The 14685-nt window shown below is 66.6% G+C and carries 15 protein-coding genes; 4 read left to right on the top strand and 11 right to left on the bottom strand.

Going from position 1 to position 14685, the window contains the following annotated elements; all coding sequences use genetic code 11:
- Window positions 1-220 precede the first annotated feature (220 nt).
- Both BMX57_RS00075 and aroQ read right to left on the bottom strand, forming a co-directional pair.
- Window positions 221-979 (bottom strand): autoinducer binding domain-containing protein, encoded by a 759-nt coding sequence (locus tag BMX57_RS00075; RefSeq protein ID WP_092361302.1) that lies wholly within the window; start codon window positions 977-979, stop codon window positions 221-223.
- Window positions 976-1428, bottom strand: coding sequence for a type II 3-dehydroquinate dehydratase (aroQ, locus tag BMX57_RS00070; RefSeq protein ID WP_092361300.1), 453 nt, complete (start codon window positions 1426-1428; stop codon window positions 976-978). Before aroQ ends, BMX57_RS00075 begins: the two co-directional genes overlap by 4 nt.
- 223 nt (window positions 1429-1651) lie before the next feature.
- On the opposite strand from aroQ, the gene BMX57_RS00065 reads away from it, so the two are divergent.
- On the top strand, window positions 1652-2701 hold the full coding sequence (locus BMX57_RS00065; protein ID WP_092361298.1) for a phosphotransferase family protein: 1050 nt from the start codon (window positions 1652-1654) through the stop codon (window positions 2699-2701).
- Between the two features lie 133 nt (window positions 2702-2834).
- On the opposite strand, the gene BMX57_RS00060 is transcribed toward BMX57_RS00065, so the two are convergent.
- Complete coding sequence (locus BMX57_RS00060; RefSeq protein WP_092361296.1) at window positions 2835-4064, bottom strand: acyl-CoA dehydrogenase; 1230 nt, start codon at window positions 4062-4064, stop codon at window positions 2835-2837.
- Between the two features lie 98 nt (window positions 4065-4162).
- Between BMX57_RS00060 and BMX57_RS00055 the strand changes: the two genes are divergently transcribed.
- Complete coding sequence (locus tag BMX57_RS00055; RefSeq protein ID WP_092361294.1) at window positions 4163-5074, top strand: LysR family transcriptional regulator; 912 nt, start codon at window positions 4163-4165, stop codon at window positions 5072-5074.
- A gap of 5 nt (window positions 5075-5079) precedes the next feature.
- Here BMX57_RS00055 and BMX57_RS00050 read toward each other — a convergent pair whose 3' ends face one another.
- The 5 genes from BMX57_RS00050 to BMX57_RS00030 are packed head-to-tail and all read right to left on the bottom strand — an operon-like array spanning window position 5080 to window position 9393.
- A complete protein-coding gene (locus BMX57_RS00050; RefSeq protein ID WP_092361292.1) occupies window positions 5080-6126 on the bottom strand; it encodes an ATP-binding protein in 1047 nt (348 codons plus the stop codon).
- 9 nt (window positions 6127-6135) lie between these two features.
- On the bottom strand, window positions 6136-7323 hold the full coding sequence (locus tag BMX57_RS00045; protein ID WP_092361290.1) for a trans-sulfuration enzyme family protein: 1188 nt from the start codon (window positions 7321-7323) through the stop codon (window positions 6136-6138).
- Window positions 7320-7844 carry a gamma carbonic anhydrase family protein gene (locus tag BMX57_RS00040; RefSeq protein WP_092361288.1) on the bottom strand — a complete coding sequence of 175 codons (525 nt, stop codon included), beginning with the start codon at window positions 7842-7844 and terminating at the stop codon, window positions 7320-7322. The genes BMX57_RS00045 and BMX57_RS00040 overlap by 4 nt, the downstream gene beginning before the upstream one ends.
- On the bottom strand, window positions 7841-8482 hold the full coding sequence (gmk, locus tag BMX57_RS00035) for a guanylate kinase (protein WP_092362169.1): 642 nt from the start codon (window positions 8480-8482) through the stop codon (window positions 7841-7843). The genes BMX57_RS00040 and gmk overlap by 4 nt, the downstream gene beginning before the upstream one ends.
- Before the next feature lie 20 nt (window positions 8483-8502).
- On the bottom strand, window positions 8503-9393 hold the full coding sequence (locus BMX57_RS00030) for a YicC/YloC family endoribonuclease (RefSeq protein ID WP_092361286.1): 891 nt from the start codon (window positions 9391-9393) through the stop codon (window positions 8503-8505).
- 219 nt (window positions 9394-9612) lie between these two features.
- On the opposite strand from BMX57_RS00030, the gene BMX57_RS00025 reads away from it, so the two are divergent.
- Window positions 9613-10254 carry a PAS domain-containing protein gene (locus BMX57_RS00025; protein WP_092361284.1) on the top strand — a complete coding sequence of 214 codons (642 nt, stop codon included), beginning with the start codon at window positions 9613-9615 and terminating at the stop codon, window positions 10252-10254.
- Window positions 10255-10338: 84 nt separating this feature from the next.
- Here the strand turns inward: BMX57_RS00025 and BMX57_RS00020 are convergent, their stop codons facing one another.
- On the bottom strand, window positions 10339-11709 hold the full coding sequence (locus BMX57_RS00020; protein WP_092361282.1) for a class II 3-deoxy-7-phosphoheptulonate synthase: 1371 nt from the start codon (window positions 11707-11709) through the stop codon (window positions 10339-10341).
- A 170-nt stretch (window positions 11710-11879) separates the two neighbouring features.
- On the opposite strand from BMX57_RS00020, the gene BMX57_RS00015 reads away from it, so the two are divergent.
- Window positions 11880-12884 (top strand): GlxA family transcriptional regulator, encoded by a 1005-nt coding sequence (locus tag BMX57_RS00015; RefSeq protein WP_092361280.1) that lies wholly within the window; start codon window positions 11880-11882, stop codon window positions 12882-12884.
- Window positions 12885-12900: 16 nt separating this feature from the next.
- Here the strand turns inward: BMX57_RS00015 and BMX57_RS00010 are convergent, their stop codons facing one another.
- Window positions 12901-13332 (bottom strand): hypothetical protein, encoded by a 432-nt coding sequence (locus BMX57_RS00010; protein WP_092361278.1) that lies wholly within the window; start codon window positions 13330-13332, stop codon window positions 12901-12903.
- A gap of 37 nt (window positions 13333-13369) precedes the next feature.
- Entirely contained in the window at window positions 13370-14479 is a 1110-nt protein-coding gene (locus BMX57_RS00005) for a PQQ-dependent sugar dehydrogenase (protein WP_092361276.1), read from the bottom strand.
- Between the last annotated feature and the right edge of the window lie 206 nt (window positions 14480-14685).

Here is a 14685-nt window from a genome sequence, read left to right as displayed (position 1 = left end):
TGGGGTCCCCCATAAGCTCCTTCGTCAGACGCGGAAAATACACATCTGCTACGGACGGTCAGAAGAGCCCTGATATCGCAGGGGTTCTTTCCCTAGGTTCCCAGGCCAAAGCCACCACTCACGGAACATCACCATATTGCGCAAATGGGGGCACATCCGAAAGTCATGTTTTCCTTACCTTAGGTCACTTTCTTTGGGATTGGACAAGATATAGACGCCGTCAGGCTTCGACCAAGAACATTTGGTTCTGCAAAGTCGCCTTGAGAACCGCCTGGGCCGTGGTCTCGACCGCCAGCGATTCGCGGGCAAGGCGCAGGTGCTTTTCAACCGTCGCGGAAGTCAGGCCCATCAACATGGCGATGTCCTGGATGGTCTTGCCGTCGCCCACCCATTGCAGCGCCTCGCGCTGCCGCCGGGTCAGCGCGCGGTTCGGCGCGGTATAGGGCAGGGTCAGGATCTTGAGATGCGCCATGTTGTTCATCAGTAGCAAATCCTGGCCGTGCTCGGCCCAGATCGCATCGACCGCGGCCTGGTCCAGATGTTTGGCCGCGCAGAGCGAGATCGCCCCCTTGGCCCGCGGCGAGACCGAGTTGAAGCTGACCGTGTAGCCGGCCTTGACCCCGAACCGGGCGTTGAACGCGTGAACCTCGCGCATTTTCGGGCAATCGGCGGCTTCGGTCACCATCAGTTCCGAGATCATGCGCCAGCTGCCGGCGCCCTCGTTCTCGAGCGCCCATCGCAGCATCGGCGCATGGAAATACAGCCCCGAGTTGATAAACCCGTCGATGTAATCCTGGCAATGGTTGGTGAGGATGACGAAATCCTCGGGGTCGCCCAGAGATGTGGCGGTGCGAAACTGCGTGAACCCGTAGAGAAGGCGGACGAAGCCGTACTCGGCCATCTGCTCGGTATGGGCGGCCCACAGCTCCTCGAGTGTCTTGGAGTAGCTGAGGAAGGTCAGGTAGTCGGTCAGTTTCATGGGGCGCTCGTCCCGCCATCAAGATGCGCGGCCAGCGCGTCTAGCGCCAGGATATAGCCCTGCGCCCCGAAGCCGCAGATCTGCCCTAGGGCCACAGGCGCGATATGCGATTGGTGGCGGAACGCCTCGCGCGCGTGGATGTTGGACAGGTGCACCTCGACCACCGGAAGCGCAACCGACGAAATGGCATCGCGCAGGGCGATCGAGCTGTGGGTATAGGCGCCCGCGTTCAGGACGATACCGTCCTGCGTCCCGCGGGCTTCGTGAATGGCGTCGACAAGCACGCCTTCGTGGTTGCTTTGCCGGCAAGTGATCGCCAGCCCGCTAGCCTCGCCATGCGCATGGCAGGCGGCGTCGATCATTTCAAGTGTGGTCGCTCCGTATACCTCGGGCTGCCGGATGCCCAACAAGTTGAGGTTGGGCCCGTTCAGAACCAGAACTCGTGCCATTCACTTGCATCCCCATAGACGCGATTCTGATACAGGCCCTCGCCGCGCTTTGTCCAGATGGGCTTCCACGGTTCGCGGAAGCGTGATGCCGCTGCGTCAACCATTTGTGCATAGCACGCGGGAATCCGCCGGAAAGAGGCTGCCGACGGCCCCGTTGCCAATCCGAACGGCCGGTGCGATCCTGATCCGGCCTCTTGGGCGACTATGCGGCGGGAGAGTGCGAATGGCGCAAGAATCGGACGTTTTGGGGCAGGGCGGTCAGGACCTCGATACCGATGCAGTGGCGGCCTACCTGGAAAACCGGCTCGAGGGGTTTCGTGGCCCGGTTGCCGCGCGCAAGTTCGAAACCGGTCAATCCAATCCGACCTACCTGCTGGAAACGCCCGGTCAGCGCTATGTCCTGCGGCGCAAGCCGATGGGTGCCATCCTGAAATCCGCGCATGCAGTCGAACGAGAGTTTCGCGTGCAGCAGGCGCTGGGCGGAACCCAGGTGCCGGTCCCGCGTATGCATCTGCTGTGCGAGGATCCGGAGGTGATCGGTTCGGCCTTCTACGTGATGGAGCACCTGGACGGTCGCAACTTCGCCGAACCTCTGATGCCGGATCTCGACGCCGAGGCGCGTGGTGCGGTCATCGACGAGATGAACCGCGTTCTTGCCGCATTGCACGAGGTCGATATCGAGGCTGCCGGGCTGGACGATTTCGGACCCGGCGGGAATTACTTCGAACGCCAGATCGCGCGCTGGACCAAGCAATACCGCGCGGCCGAGACGCAGAGCTTGCCCGAGATGGAGGAACTGATCGCCGCGTTGCCCGCGGCCTTGCCGGGTGATGACGGCCAACGCACGCTTGTCCACGGCGACTATCGCATCGACAACCTGATGTTCCGGCGCGACGGCACGGGATGTCTGGGCGTGCTGGACTGGGAGCTGTCGACGATCGGCCATCCTTATGCCGATCTGGCGGCGGTGATCATGCAATGGCAGCTGCCGCCCGGGCGCGAGGGTCGCGGCCTGGCCGGCATCCGGAGGGCGGAGTTCGGGCTGCCCGAGGACGCCGCATTCATCGAGGCCTATTGCCGCCGCCGCGACATCGCCGGGATCGAGCGGTTCGGCTTCTACCTGTCCTTCGCGTTCTTCCGCATGGCCGGGATCCTGCAAGGTGTCTACAAGCGCGCCCTGGACGGCAACGCGTCGAACCCGGAACATGGTTTCAAGCTGGGGGGTTACGTGCCGACCTTCGCCCAGATGGGGTTGAGGGCCCTGGAGCGCTAGTCTCACCAGGGAGTGCGCGTGCGTACCCGGGGGCCGTTCGCCTACAGCAAAGATGTTACCATAATACAGATTATGAGAATATCGGACAATGGGCCGGGCACGGGCCGTCTCCGGCCCGCGCCCGCTTGCGAGCTTAGAAGAACGCCTGCAAGCCGGTCTGGGCCCGGCCCAGGATCAGGGCATGCACGTCGTGGGTGCCCTCGTAGGTGTTCACCGTCTCCAGGTTCACCATGTGCCGGATGACGTGGAACTCCAGGCTGATGCCGTTGCCGCCATGCATGTCGCGGGCCATGCGCGCGATGTCCAGCGCCTTGCCGCAGTTGTTGCGCTTGACGATCGAGATCATCTCGGGCGCGGCATTGGCCTCGTCCATCAGCCGCCCGACGCGCAGTGACGCCTGCAGCCCCAGCGCGATCTCGGTCTGCATGTCGGCCAGCTTGCGCTGGAACAGCTGGGTCTGCGCCAGCGGCCGGTTGAACTGTTGCCGGTCCAGCCCGTATTGGCGGGCGCCGTGCCAGCAGGCCTCGGCCGCGCCCATCGCGCCCCAGCTGATGCCATAGCGCGCGCGGTTGAGGCATCCGAACGGCCCCTTGAGGCCCGAAACATGCGGCAGCAGCGCCTCATCGCCCACCTCGACGCCATCGAGCACGATTTCGCCGGTGATCGAGGCGCGCAGCGACAGCTTGTTCTCGATCTTCGGCGCGCTCAGCCCCTTGGCGCCCTTGTCCAGCACAAAGCCGCGGATGCGCCCGTCATGGGCGTCGGACTTGGCCCAGACGACGAAGACATCGGCAATCGGTGCGTTCGAGATCCACATCTTGCTGCCGGTCAGGCGATATCCGCCTTCGGTCCTTTCGGCGCGGGTCTTCATGCCGGCCGGGTCGCTGCCGGCATCCGGCTCGGTCAGGCCGAAACAGCCGATCCATTCGCCGCTGGCCAGTTTCGGCAGGTATTTCCGGCGCTGCTCCTCCGAGCCGTAGGCATAGATCGGGTACATCACCAGCGAACTTTGCACCGACATCATCGAGCGGTAGCCCGAATCCACGCGCTCGACCTCGCGCGCGACCAGCCCGTAGGACACGTAGCCGGACCCCAGCCCGCCATATTCCTCGGGGATGGTGGTGCCCAGCAGCCCCATATCGCCCATCTCGCGAAAAATCTCGGGGTCGGTTTCCTCGTTCCGGAAGGCGTCGGTGATGCGCGGCATCAGCTTTTCCCTGGCATAGGACCGCGCGCTTTGCGCTATCATGCGTTCCTCTTCGGACAGTTGGTCCGACAGGCGGAACGGATCCTCCCAGTCGAAGCGGCCCAGATCCGGTGCATCCTTGGCGCGCAATGCAGGCTTGGTCTCGGGGGCGTTCATGGCATGGCTCCTCAATCTGGAAATCCTGCGCAGCATAATCTGAGCAAAGCGCAAAAAACAGCGAGACTTTCGCGGGTTTCCATGAGTATTTGGCATGGATGAACCCGAACAGACGCCTCCTGCCCTCGCTTGCGGCCCTGCGCGCGCTCGAAGCGCTGGACCGGCTCGGTTCGGCCTCGGCCGTGGCCGAAGAACTGTCGCTGACGCAAAGCGCGGTGAGCCGGCAGTTGCAGGCGCTCGAGGCGCAGATGGGGGTCGGGTTGATCCAGCGCGACCGCAAGCGGCTGGCGCTGACGCCTTCGGCGCGGGATTACCTGGCCGAGGTGCGCCCGGCGCTGAACCGCATCGCGCAGGCCTCGCTGTCGCTGCAGGTGAAACCGGCAGGCGGCACGCTGAACCTGGCGATCCTGCCCGCCTTCGGCATGCGGTGGCTGATGCCCCGCCTACCCGATTTCGCGCGGCTGCACCCGGATGTCACGATCAACATGACGACGCAGCTGCGCCCGTTCAGCTTTGCCCGAGAACCCTTTGATGCGGCTTTGCATTTCGGAAAAACGGACTGGCCCGGGACCGACGCGCTGCTGCTGCGCGGCGAGCGGGTCGAAGCGGTGGGCGCGCCCGGGATGCTGCCCCAGGGTGGCCTGCCGCAGGCCCGCGACCTGCTGCGTCGGCCGCTTTTGCACATCCAGACCCGGCCCGATGCCTGGCAGGACTGGTTCACCGCGCATGGCGTTACGCTGCAAGGCCCCCTGCCCGGCACGATCCACGATCAGTTCTCGACCATCATACAGGCGGCGCTGCACGGTCTTGGTCTGGCGCTGCTGCCGGAATACCTGGCCGAGCAGGACCTGGCGACGGGGCGGCTGCGGCGCGCGCATGGCGGCCCGATCGAGGCGCGCGGCGCCTATTACCTGGTCTGGCCCCATGAAAAGGCGCGCGACCCCGCGCTGACCACCTTTCGCCACTGGCTCGCCGGCAAGGCCGAGCCCGAGGACGGGCTGCCGCGCTGAGCGCCTCAGCGTGGCAGGATCACCGTGAAGGTCGCGCCCTTGCTCGGCGCGCTGTCCACACGAAGGCGGCCGCGGTGCCGGTTGAGGATATGCTTGACGATTGCCAGGCCCAGCCCGGTTCCTCCCATCTCGCGCGAGCGGTGGCTGTCGACCCGATAGAACCGCTCGGTCAGACGCGGCAGGTGCACCGGGTCGATGCCGGGGCCGTGATCCGTGACCTCGATCCGCGCGGCAGGCCCGCGCATCGCCGCGTCATGGTCCAGCACCGTAAGAGCGACATCCACCGAGCCGCCTGCACCGCCATATTTGATGGCATTTTCCACCAGGTTCACGACCACCTGGCGCAGCTGGTCGGGCTCGCCCGGTACCTCGACGGGATCCTGTCCGACGGTCAGGTTCAGCTCGACGCCGGCCTCGTCCGCCAGCGGGCGCAGGGTCGCCAGCGCCGAGCTCAGCAGCGTACCGAGATCGAGCCGCTTGGCGGGGCGCACCCGTTCCTCGCTCTCGACGCGGTTGAGCGACAGGAGATCCCCGACCAGCCGGTTCATCCGGTTGGCCTCGGCCTCCATGATGCCCAGGAACCGGTCGCGCGCCTTGGCGTCGTCGCGCGCCGCGCCGCGCAGGGTCTCGATGAAGCCCATCAGTGCGGTCAGCGGCGTGCGCAGCTCGTGGCTGACATTGGCGACGAAATCGCGGCGCATCTGGCCGGCCTGTTCCATCTGCGTGAGGTCCACGAAACTCACGAACACCGCATCGCCCTGCCCCGCACCCAATCCCGGAAGCGGCCGACAATGCACCTCGTAGGTGGTGTCATGCGCGCCGTCCCGCGACAGGTGCCGCGCGGTTTGCGGGCTTCGTTCCGCAATGCAGCGCTCGATCGCCTCGACCAGCGGCGGCTGGCGCAGGATGGCGGCGAAATGGCGACCCGTCAGCGCCGCCCCCAGAAGCGCTTGCGCCTCGGCATTGGCCCCGGCGATCCGCTCGTCGGACCCGACCAGAATGGCGGGCAAGGGCGTGGCGGCCAGAATCGCGTCAATGAGCGCATCCGCCATCGGTCCGGCTCAGCCGCTCGTGGCCTGGGCCACCGCCTCGGTAAAGATCGCGGCCAGACGCTCGGGATCCTCCAGCCCGACCGAGACGCGGAAAAAACCCTCGGACAGCCCCAGCTCGGCTCGGGTTTCCGCGCTCAGCGCCCGGTGCGAGGAGGACGCGGGATGCGACAGCGTGGTTCCCACATCGCCCAGCGTCGGGGCAAAGCTCAGCCCCTCGGCGGCGCGGGTGAAGGCGTTGGCGGCGGCCCGGCCGCCGTCGAGCTCGAAGCTGACCATGTTGCAGCCCTGCCCGCCCAGCAGCGCATTGGCGCGCGTGGCGTCGGGGTGATCGGCCCGCGTGGGATAGAGAACCTGCCGCACGCCTCTCAGCCCGGCCAGGTGATCGGCCAGCGCGGCGGCGGTGGCCTGCGCCCGGTCGAAGCGCAGGTCGAAACTGAGCATCCCGCGCTCGGCCAGCCAGCAATCGAACGGGCTGGGCGTCAGCCCGGCGGTGACGGCGAATACCCGCATCCGCTCGGTCAGGTCTGAATCGCGGGCGGCGGCATAGCCCAGCATCACGTCGGAATGGCCCGCCAGCAGCTTGGTGATCGAGTGGATGACGATATCCGCCCCGTGATCGAAGGGCCGGAAGGCGCGCGGCGTGGTGAAAGTGTTGTCCACCGCCAGCAGGATCCCCCGTTCACGGCAGAGCGTGGCCAGCCCGTCGATATCGGCGAGGCGCAGGGTCGGGTTCGACACCGCCTCGACCAGCACCAGCCGGGTTTCGGGGCGCAGCGCGGCGGCGACCCCGGCCACGTCACCGGGATCGGCCAGTGTGGTGGCGATGCCCAGCCGCGGCAGGTCCTCGGCCATCATCCGCAGCGACCGGCCGTAAAGCTGGTTGCCGCCGACCACGTGATCGCCCGCCTTGAGCAGCCCAAGAAGCACGGTCGAGACCGCTGCCATGCCCGAGCCGGTGACGACGCCGCCTTCGGCCCCCTCCATCGCGTCGAGGCGCCGGGCCACGACATCGGCGTTGGGATGGCCCTCGCGCGAATAGGTATAGCCGTGCACGCGCCCCTCGTACTGGGCGTCCAGCGCGTCGGGCGTGTCCGAGGCATAGACCACCGAGGGGCTGAGCGGTGTCACCACCGGGTGCGAGGCGCTGTCGGGCAGCGGATGCGGGCGGACCAGCGAGCCGCGCGAATTGCGGGTCATTCGACCTCCTTCAGCCCGGCGCGGAACCGGCGCATGTTGTCCTGGTAGTGCTGGGCGCTGAGCGTCAGGCCGCGCGCGCCGGCCTCGTCGATCTGACGCACCACCTTGCCGGGGGCGCCCATCACGAGCGAATTGTCCGGGATCTCCTTGCCCTCGGTCACCAGCGCGCCGGCCCCGATCAGGCAGTTACGCCCGATCCGGGCGCCGTTCAGCACCGTGGCACCCATCCCGATCAGCGAATTGTCCCCGATCGTGCAGCCGTGCAGCATCGCCTTGTGCCCGATGGTGCAGTTCTGCCCCACCGTCAGCGGATAGCCCGGGTCGGTGTGCATGACGCTGTTCTCCTGCACGTTGCTGCCGGCGCCGATGCGGATCTCCTCGTTGTCTCCGCGCAGCGTGCTGCCGAACCAGACGCTTGCGCCCTCCTCGAGCACGACGTTTCCGATCAGGTTGGCATCGGGCGCGACCCAGCTGTCCTCGGCGATGTCGGGCGCTTGGCCATCCAATGTATAAAGTGTCATGTCAGATCCTCGAACTCGGTCTGCAGGGTGCGCACATGCTCGGTCAGGCTGGGCTGCTGGATGCGGCGCAGGCGGGTTGCGGTGATGATGGTCTTGAGCCGATCCTCGGTCGCATCCAGATCGTCGTTGATCAGCACGTGGTCATAGCCGTCCCAATGGCTGATCTCGTCCCAGCTTTTCTGCATCCGGCGCGCGATGGTCTCGGCGTCGTCCTGGCCCCGGCTCTCCAGCCTGCGGCGCAGCTCGGTGATCGAAGGCGGCAGCAGGAAGATCGACAGCGTGTGCTGCCCCAGGGCCGAGTTGCGGATCTGCTGCGCGCCCTGCCAGTCGATGTCGAACAGCACGTCGCGGCCGTGGTCGATGGCATCCTGCACCGGGCCGCGCGGCGAGCCGTAGAAATTGCCGAATACATGGGCATGTTCCAGCATCTGCCCCTCGGCCACGGCGGTCTTGAACGCGGCCTCGGAGATGAAGTGGTAATCCTTGCCCTCGACCTCGCCCGAACGCGGCGCGCGGGTGGTGGCGCTGACTGAAAAGACGATGCTGTCATCCCAGTCGCGCAGACGCCGGGCCAGCGTGGATTTCCCGGCGCCCGAAGGCGATGACAGGATGATGAGCAGTCCCCTGCGATTTGCCATGCCGTTTGCGTCCCCGTCCGTCATTCCACGTTCTGAGCCTGTTCGCGCATCTGGTCGATCACCGCCTTGAGCTCGAGCCCCACCGCCGTCAGCTCGGCATTCTGGGATTTCGAGCACAGGGTGTTGGCCTCGCGGTTGAACTCCTGCATCAGGAAATCCAGCCGCCGGCCCACCGCGCCGCCTTCGGCCAGCAGGGTGCGGGCGGCGTCGACATGGGCGGACAGGCGGTCCAGCTCTTCGGTGACATCGGCCTTGACCGCGATCAGTGCCAGTTCCTGCGCCACGCGGTCGGGATCGGCGCCTTCGGTATTGTCCAGGACGCGCGCGAGGTTGGCGCGCAGGGTCTCGGCCATCGCCGCCTTGCGGGCCTCCGCCAGTGTCGCCGCCTGCCCGGCCAGCGCCGCGACGCGATCCAGCTGTTCGTTCAGGACAACCGCAAGGGCCGCGCCCTCGGACTGGCGCATGTCGAGAAAGGCGTCGATCAGGGGGGCGAGTTCGCTGCGCAGCCGCGCCAGCAGCGGTGCGGTATCCTCCTCGGCCCCGGCGGTGTCGAACATGCCGCGCAGCCCCAGCAGATCCGCCGCGCGCGACGGCGCCAGCGGCAGGCCGCGCCGGGCCGCGCGGGCCTCGACCTCGGTCACCGCGTCCAGCGCGGCCTCCACCGCCGCCGGGTTCAGCGCCAGCGCCGCCGCCTCGTCCTGACGGCTCATCCGCAGGGAGAGGGTGACGCTGCCGCGGGCCATGCGCTTGCCCAGGTCGGCGCGCAACGCGGCCTCCAGCCCTTCGATCCAGTCCGGCACGCGGATCCGCAGGTCGAGCCCCTTGGCGTTGACGCTGCGCAGCTCCCAACTCCAGGCATGGGGCGGCAAGGCGCCCTTGGCCGAGGCGAATGCGGTCATGGATCGGATCATCGGGGTCCTTTCGCGATTGCGGCCGGGTGCCGGAGCGGTTGCCGCACCTAATGCCAATCGGCGCCTCAGGGCAAGACCCGCCGATTTGGTTCAAGTTTTACGGGATTAACCAAGGGTTAAGGAAATCCTCAAAATTTGCCTCAAACCGTGTCAGGCTTGCTTTCGGGAGATTTCGCCCGTGGCCCGTGGCCGGTCGGGCGACAGGCGGGAGGAGATGAGATGGGATCGACGCCACAAGCCCGAACAAGGAGCCGGACAGACGCAGACCGGCACGGCAATGTCGTTCCGCTGCGTCGGCTGGGAACCGGGCAGAGCCTGTCGCCGATCCGGCAGGCCGAGGCCTATTGGACCGCGATGGGCGGACCGGGAGCGATCCCGCGCCGCTCGGACCTGGATCCGCGTGGGCTTGGGAACATCCTCGATCAGACACTCCTCCTGGAGCGCATCGCGCCCGGTCTGGCGCGGGTGCGGCTGGCCGGCCGGGTCCTGCACGGCCTGGCGGGGATGGACCTGCGCGGGATGCCGATGACGGCGCTTTTCGATGCGCGTTCGCGCGCCGGGTTCAGCGACGTGCTGCGCTCGGTGTTCGATGGGCCGGGATCGGCGCATCTGTCCTTGGCGGTGGGCGCGGCACGCTGCGGTGACAGGCAGTCGGCGGGTATGGCCCTTCTGCCGCTGCGCGACAACGCGGGCGCCGTCAGCCGCGCCCTGGGGGTGCTCGTGGTCGACGGGGACCGCGACGCCCTGCCGCCCTGCCGGCTCACCATCACGGGCACGCAGATCACCGATCTTGCCGCGCGCCCCGAGGTTGATCCTTCGCGCAGGCGCAGCCTGCGGCTGGTGGCCGCGCGACCCGATTGAGCCGGCGCGCGAAACCGGCCGGACAAACGGAAAACGGCGGGCCAAAGCCCGCCGTTTTTGTCACAGGTCAGCGCGTCCAGAGCCTCAGCCGACGGCGCGATCCGCGCCGGCCGCCCGGCGCTTGGTCAGTTCCTCGGCGACCAGGAAGGCCAGTTCCAGCGACTGGCTGGCGTTCAGCCGGGGATCGCAGGCCGTGTGATAGCGGTCGCTCAGATCCTCGTCGGTCACTGCGCGCACGCCGCCGGTGCATTCGGTGACGTCCTGGCCGGTCATCTCGAAATGCACGCCGCCGGGGATCGTGCCCTCGGCCTGGTGCACCGCGAAGAACTCGCGCACCTCGCGCAGCACCGAATCGAAGGGGCGGGTCTTGTAGCCGCTCGACGACTTGATCGTGTTGCCGTGCATCGGGTCGCAGACCCATGTGACCTTGGCGCCCGCATCCTTCACTGTCTGGATCAGGCGCGGCAGATGCTCGCCCACCTTGCCCGCGCCGAAGCGCGCGATCAGCGTCAGGCGGCCTTCCTCGTTCTCGGGGTTCAGACGCTCCATCAGAACCTTGAGATCCTCGGGCGATGTGGTCGGCCCGCATTTCAGCCCGATCGGATTCAGCACCCCGCGGCAGAACTCCACATGCGCGCCATCGGGCTGGCGGGTGCGGTCGCCGATCCAGATCATGTGCCCGGACCCCGCCAGCCAGTTGCCGGAGGTGGAATCGAGCCGCGTCAGCGCCTCCTCGTATTCCAGCAGCAGGCCCTCGTGGCTGGTGTAGAACTCCACCGACGAGAATTCATGCGTGGTGTCGGCGGTGATGCCGGCGGCGTGCATGAAGTCGATCGTGTCCTGGATGCGGGTGGCGACCTCGGTGTATTTCTCGATCTCCTGCCCGTCGGTGAAACCCAGGGTCCAGGAATGCACCCGGCTCATATCCGCGAAACCACCCGTGGAAAACGCCCGCAGCAGGTTCAGCGTCGCCGCCGCCTGGGTATAGGCCTGCAGCATCTTGCGCGGATCTGGGATGCGCGCCTGGGGCGTGAAGTCCAGCTCGTTGATGATGTCGCCACGATAACTGGGCAGCTCCACGCCATCCACAGTCTCGGTCGGCGCGCTGCGCGGCTTGGCGAACTGGCCGGCCATGCGGCCCACCTTGACCACCGGAACCTTGGCGCCATAGGTCAGCACCATCGCCATCTGCAGCATGACCTTGAACGTGTCACGGATGGCGTCGGCGCTGAACTGCTCGAAGCTTTCGGCGCAGTCGCCGCCCTGCAGCAGGAACGCCTCGCCCCGGCCGGCGGCACCCAGATGCCGCTTGAGCCGGCGCGCCTCGCCGGCAAAGACCAGCGGCGGATAGTTCGACAATTGCGCCTCGACGGCGGCCAGTTCGGCCGCGTCGGTATAGTCGGGCATCTGAACCCGCGGCTTGTTGCGCCAGTTCGATTTCTGCCACTCGGTCATCGCTCTTGTCTCCGCTGCGTATCCCGTCAGAGGCCTCTATACAAAATGCGTGGAACAAGGACCATATGCGAAATGCGGCACTTGACGCCGGATTCATCCTCTGAGCAAGGTCATCGGATCGGTCACGCCATGCCCCCGGGGACATGGCCCGAGCCCGGAACGACGAGAGCATGCCAGAGCAACGCCATACCCCCCCGCCGATCAGCGATGCGGTCAAGCCGCGCCGGTTCGTGTTTGTCCTGCTGGAGCATTTCAGCCTGCTCTCTTTCGCTTCGGCTCTGGAATGCCTGCGCATTGCCAACCGGATGGCCAATCGCGAGCTCTATGTCTGGCGGCTGATCGGTGAAGGCGGCGGCACGCTGTCCTGTTCCGCCGGCACCACGTTTCAGCTGGACGGCGATCTGGACGAGCTGCAGCGCGATGACGTGGTCATGCTGTGCAGCGGCATCGACGTGCAGGGGGCCACCACCAAACGGCTTCTGGGCTGGCTTCGGCGCGAGGCGCGCAAGGGGTTGACCATCGGCGGGCTGTGCACCGCCGCCTATACGCTTGCGCGGGCGGGGCTGCTCGACGGCAAGCAGGCCACGATCCACTGGGAGAACACCGACAGCTTTGCCGAAGAGTTCGAAGAGGTCCAGCTGACCAAGTCGGTGTTCCGCATCGACGGCAACCGGATGACGACGGCCGGCGGCACCTCGTCGATCGACCTGATGCTGAAGATCGTCGCCAACGATCACGGCGAGGACCTGGCCAATGCGGTGGCCGATCAGCTGATCTATTCCTCGATCCGCACCGACCAGGACACCCAGCGTCTGTCGACGCCCACCCGCATCGGCGTACGCCATCCCAAGCTGAGCCAGGTGATCCAGATGATGGAGAAGAACATCGAGGAGCCGATCAGCCCGTCGATCCTGGCCAAGGATGTCGGCATGTCCACGCGCCAGCTGGAACGGCTGTTCCGGCGCTACCTGAACCGCAGCCCCAAGCGGTATTACATGGAGCTGCGCCTGCAGAAGGCGCGCAACCTGCTGATGCAGACCGACATGAGCGTGATCAACGTGGCGCTGGCCTGCGGCTTCGCCTCGCCCAGCCATTTCTCGAAATGCTACCGGGCGCATTACAACACGACGCCTTACCGTGAACGCGGGGCACAGGGCGCGCGCCTGTCGGTGTAAGTGCCGCCCAGGAACGTCAGAACTTGTTCATGATGACTTCGGCATCCGAGTTCAGCGCGAATTCCAGGACGATCAGGCTGTCGTCGCGCTGGTGCAACAGCGCGTAGTAATACACGTACCGGTCGCCGGTTCGGAAATAGCGCCCCTCCTGCATGATGCCGCTGCCCAGCTCACGCCGGTTGAAGGTGCCGCCTTCTTCGAAATCGACCGGATAGATCTGGGTGAACTGCCGCTCGACGCCGGCCAATTGCTCGGATGTGTATTCGTCGCGCCCGCCCATGGCCTGGATGAAGGGGCCGAACTGGCGGGACATGATCGAACGATCCACATAGCTTGAGTAGCTGTCGTAATCCGTGAACACGCTGTCGCGGACCTGTGCGGCCGCGCCGCCGATCCAGAACGACGTGACCAGCGCCACCGCGATCGCGGCCCGTTTGATCCCTTGCATCCGTCCGTCCTCTCAAACCCATTCCGGTGCATTCAGGCTAGCCGCCCGGCGTCATCCGGTAAACGGCCCCCTGCCCGACCGAGATGAACCAGATCGACCCGTCCGGCGCCTCGACGATGTCGCGCAGCCGTTCGGTCTCAGGCCCCGAGATCTGCTCGACCTCGCGCAGCGGCGTGCCTTCGAGCCGGGCGATATGGTCGAATTTCAGCGCTCCGACAAAGATGTCGCCGCGCCATTCGGGCCAGAGCTTGCCGGAATAGACCATAAGGCCCGAGGGCGCGATGGAGGGGTCCCAGTAGTGCGCGGGCTGTTCCATGCCCGGCTTGGCGGTGCCTTCGCCGATCTTCGCGCCGGAATAGTGCCGCCCGTAGGAGATCACCGGCCAGCCGTAATTCGCGCCCTTGCGGATCCGGTTCACCTCGTCACCGCCCCGCGCGCCATGTTCCGAGATCCACAGCCGCCCCTGGCCGTCCAGCCCGGCGCCCTGCGGATTGCGATGGCCATAGGACCAGATCTCGGGCCGGGCGCCGGACTGACCCACAAAGGGGTTGTCGGCGGGCACACTTCCGTCCCGGTTGATGCGGATCACGGTGCCGTTGTGGGTCGACAGGTCCTGGGCCAGGTCGCGCTTGCCGCGATCGCCGATGGTCACGAAAAGCTTGCCATCCGGCGCCTCGACCACGCGGCTGCCGAAATGCCGCCCGCCGCTACCGCCATCCGCCGCCTCGAAAAGGATCCGGACCGACTCCAGCCGGTCGCCCGACGCGCTCAGTCGCCCCACGGCCAGCGCCGTGCCACCGGCGCCGCCGGGCTGCGCCTTGGCGAAGGTCAGGAACACCTCGCGGCTCTGCGCGAAATCCCGGGCCACGGTCACGTCCAGCAACCCGCCTTGCCCCTGCGCACGGACTTTCGGCACGCCGGCCACCGGGCGGGCCTGCCCGTCCGCGACCAGCAGCAACCGGCCGCCGCGCTCGCTGACCAGGACCCCTCCGCCCGGGAGCAGGCCCAGCCCCCACGGCGCGTCAAGCCCGCTGACCACGCGTTCCAACCGCAGCGGCCCGGCCGCGCTCTGCAACTCCTGCGCCGTCACCGGCCCGGCAAATCCCGCCGCCAGTGACACAATGATCGGAAACAACTTGCGAAACATGCGCTATCTCCCTGATACCCTGACGCATTCACTTAGTGCGCGCAGCACGCGCGGCCAGGGCCAGGGCCGGATCATGCCGCCCTTCGCGCCCTCGGGTTAGGACTTTTCTTTTTGGCGATTGTATATTTGACAAACCCAACTGAGATTCCTATTTTGGAGTCAAGAAGTTGAGGATCACGCCATGTCTGTTCTTTCCGCCCCTTACA

The sequence above is a fragment of the Cribrihabitans marinus genome (genome assembly GCF_900109035.1).
Classification (GTDB): Bacteria; Pseudomonadota; Alphaproteobacteria; order Rhodobacterales; family Rhodobacteraceae; genus Cribrihabitans; species Cribrihabitans marinus.
This window is presented reverse-complemented; position numbering and strand designations above follow the sequence as displayed.

Coding starts and splice junctions, on each gene's coding strand:
- BMX57_RS00060 (WP_092361296.1), bottom strand. CDS start 4,064: ATGAACGCCCCCGAGACCAAGCCTGCATTGCGCGCCAAGGATGCACCG.
- BMX57_RS00065 (WP_092361298.1), top strand. CDS start 1,652: ATGGCGCAAGAATCGGACGTTTTGGGGCAGGGCGGTCAGGACCTCGAT.
- BMX57_RS00045 (WP_092361290.1), bottom strand. CDS start 7,323: ATGACCCGCAATTCGCGCGGCTCGCTGGTCCGCCCGCATCCGCTGCCC.
- BMX57_RS00005 (WP_092361276.1), bottom strand. CDS start 14,479: ATGTTTCGCAAGTTGTTTCCGATCATTGTGTCACTGGCGGCGGGATTT.
- BMX57_RS00020 (WP_092361282.1), bottom strand. CDS start 11,709: ATGACCGAGTGGCAGAAATCGAACTGGCGCAACAAGCCGCGGGTTCAG.
- BMX57_RS00015 (WP_092361280.1), top strand. CDS start 11,880: ATGCCAGAGCAACGCCATACCCCCCCGCCGATCAGCGATGCGGTCAAG.
- aroQ (WP_092361300.1), bottom strand. CDS start 1,428: ATGGCACGAGTTCTGGTTCTGAACGGGCCCAACCTCAACTTGTTGGGC.
- BMX57_RS00055 (WP_092361294.1), top strand. CDS start 4,163: ATGAACCCGAACAGACGCCTCCTGCCCTCGCTTGCGGCCCTGCGCGCG.
- BMX57_RS00075 (WP_092361302.1), bottom strand. CDS start 979: ATGAAACTGACCGACTACCTGACCTTCCTCAGCTACTCCAAGACACTC.
- gmk (WP_092362169.1), bottom strand. CDS start 8,482: ATGGCAAATCGCAGGGGACTGCTCATCATCCTGTCATCGCCTTCGGGC.
- BMX57_RS00025 (WP_092361284.1), top strand. CDS start 9,613: ATGGGATCGACGCCACAAGCCCGAACAAGGAGCCGGACAGACGCAGAC.
- BMX57_RS00040 (WP_092361288.1), bottom strand. CDS start 7,844: ATGACACTTTATACATTGGATGGCCAAGCGCCCGACATCGCCGAGGAC.
- BMX57_RS00050 (WP_092361292.1), bottom strand. CDS start 6,126: ATGGCGGATGCGCTCATTGACGCGATTCTGGCCGCCACGCCCTTGCCC.
- BMX57_RS00010 (WP_092361278.1), bottom strand. CDS start 13,332: ATGCAAGGGATCAAACGGGCCGCGATCGCGGTGGCGCTGGTCACGTCG.
- BMX57_RS00030 (WP_092361286.1), bottom strand. CDS start 9,393: ATGATCCGATCCATGACCGCATTCGCCTCGGCCAAGGGCGCCTTGCCG.